This window comes from Bacillus sp. SRB_8 (assembly GCF_003264205.1).
In the GTDB taxonomy this organism is placed as follows: Bacteria; Bacillota; Bacilli; order Bacillales; family Bacillaceae_G; genus Bacillus_A; species Bacillus_A mycoides.
Genome location: NZ_NADT01000092.1, coordinates 1 through 1,994, shown reverse-complemented (window position 1 = coordinate 1,994; position 1,994 = coordinate 1). Strand labels below are relative to the sequence as shown.

At 32.3% G+C, this 1,994-nt stretch carries 1 protein-coding gene; it reads right to left on the bottom strand.

The genetic code is table 11. The features are described from left to right. Positions 1–401: 401 nt before the first annotated feature. The gene (locus tag B5P40_RS31865; RefSeq protein ID WP_002169292.1) at positions 402–1,130 is read right to left on the bottom strand and encodes a DsbA family oxidoreductase; all 729 of its coding nucleotides are present in this window, start codon (positions 1,128–1,130) and stop codon (positions 402–404) included. Positions 1,131–1,994: the final 864 nt, after the last annotated feature.

Below are 1,994 nucleotides of genomic sequence, written 5' to 3'. Positions count from 1 at the left end.
TTCACGTTGTTTGTTTCGTTCAGTTTTCAAAGAACTTGTTTGCCGCTCATTTGCGACTCCCTTATGTTAACATTTTCATATTTCAATGTCAACCAAGTTTTTTATTTCTTTTGTCGCTTTCTGCGTTGTTGCTATCGGCGACTTGTTCTATATTACACCCATGTATGTTAATCGTCAATAGTTTTAAATAAGTTTTTTATAAAAATATGAATTAACTATACCAACAAGCCGTTAGCACAATAATAATACACTTGAATGTAACTCCCCAAAATAAACTAAATACGAATAACCTATAAAAGTCACTGTAGGTTATTCGTATTTAGATGTCATTAATATACATATGACATTTAAAATTTATCCCCTCATTACAGCACACCATAATAGAAAGAAAGAATTAAATATTATTCCTTTGAAGGTATCGAGCAGCTACCATCTGCACAATAATCATCTGTTGTACTATTTATTGAAAAATCTTGAAGTTCAGACTTAGGGTTCTCTTCTTCCCACACCTGCTGAAGTGCACCAACAAAGGTTTCAAGTGGTTGTGCACCTGAAATAGCATACTTTTGATTAACAATAAAATAAGGTACCCCTGTAATTTTATATTGTTGGGCAATTGATTCATCAATCCTAACCTCATTGGCATAAGCATTTTTATTATGAATAACATTTAAAGCCTCTTCCCTATCTAGACCGGAAGCTTCAGCAATATTAGCTAGTGTTTCCACATCACTTAAGTTTCTCGATTCAGTGAAATATGCAAAAAGTAGATTTTCTGTAATCTCCTTTTCCTTCCCTTGATCCTTTGCGAATTTCGCCAAACGATGTGCATCAAAAGTATTTGTTGGCTTCATCTCTTCAAAATTGAAACTCAAACCCATACTAGCTGCATGATTGCCTAGTTGTATATTATTACGATCAGCTTCTTCAACACTAATTCCATACTTCGATGCAAGCACTTCATTAATACTCGTTCCAGAGTAGATCGGAGCATTTTGATCTAATTCAAAACTTTTAAACTCAACTTCAACATCTTTCTTATGTGGAAATTGCTCTAAAGCCATTTCTAATCTACGCTTCCCAATATAGCAAAACGGGCATACAAAATCAGACCAAACTTCAATTTTCATATGAACACCTCATTAACATTTATTTTTCAATCATTGTAGCACTGACGTTACGGAATTCAAAAATTTATGCCTCAAGAAGTTACGACTACTAATCAAAGAAGATTTCATACCCATATATACACTTCAATTGTAAATGAGCCCCTTGTTCAACATGCCTATATCTCACTACATATTTAGCCATAATATAGCTGTTCTCATAATAATTGAAAGCACCTGTATCATTTTCATAGATTATGTACTACTTCCCTATACTTAATAACAAAAAACATCCCTCAAAACGCTACTATTATAAGAATAAAAAATTAAACAAGCCCGTCTATATAGACGGGCTTGTTTAATAGATTGAGAAAACTGCAAACTCAAAGGAAGCAATTACACAAATCTATATTATTGAAATTATGAACGGAGTTATTTTCAAAAGTATATTAATGAAGAAGATTTAGATGTCCAATCATGAAAAAGAAGTATTTACCGGCAGAAACACCTCTAATGTTTATTAGTTAAGGGATACTGTATACAGGATTTTAAGGGGGAATAGCTATATAATTCATAAACCATTAAATCATTTAGAGTATAGAAGCTTCAATTATGCGCCAAGTTTTTTAGAAGTTAATTATAAAAGAAGAGAGGTTCCCCTCTTATATTGAAAATATGACCAATAATGATCCTATTACGAAATACATATAGTTTAATGAGCGCTTAATAAAAATAGCGAAAATACTTCGCCTTTATCATGATTCCGTAAATAATTTTCCATCTGGTATGATTTAGCAATATTTCCACCCTTGTTTCTAACGAAACAAATATACAAAAAAACACAAGTCAAAAGACTTGTGTTTTAGCTTGCTTGGCGACGTCCTACTC